The sequence below is a fragment of the Sphaerospermopsis reniformis genome (assembly GCF_005402885.1).
GTDB classification, from domain to species: Bacteria; Cyanobacteriota; Cyanobacteriia; order Cyanobacteriales; family Nostocaceae; genus Sphaerospermopsis; species Sphaerospermopsis kisseleviana.
The window spans coordinates 1-349 of sequence record NZ_BJCE01000600.1 but is presented as its reverse complement, the minus strand read 5'-3'; the positions used below and the strand labels follow the sequence as shown (position 1 = coordinate 349).

Annotated in this window: 1 protein-coding gene; it reads right to left on the bottom strand. The window is 43.6% G+C overall.

Going from position 1 to position 349, the window contains the following annotated elements; translation table 11 throughout:
- Positions 1–158: 158 nt before the first annotated feature.
- A partial coding sequence (locus FFR48_RS29910) for a hypothetical protein (protein ID WP_236104250.1) occupies positions 159–349 on the bottom strand: 191 nt, incomplete at its 5' end.

The window sequence follows — 349 nt, the reverse complement described above, 5'->3', positions numbered from 1 at the left end:
TTGAAATCCCAAAAAATGCACACTTTTTCCGGTATACCCTTCAAAACCCTTGCACTAATTTCTGTGTTTATCAGCCTCTAACCTTTGATATATCAAGGTTTTAGGTTTATTCAGCAAACCCTACATACAACAGTTTTCGGTGCTATGAAGTACAGATGTTAGTGATAAAACCATTGTGGCACAGGCATACTTCGACATGGTTCGACTTCGCTTAGTACAAGTTCACTAACCGTAGTTCGACTCCGCTCACTAACCGTAGTTCGACTCCGCTCACTAACCGTAGTTCGACTCCGCTCACTAACCGTAGTTCGACTCCGCTCACTAACCGTAGTTCGACTCCGCTCACTAA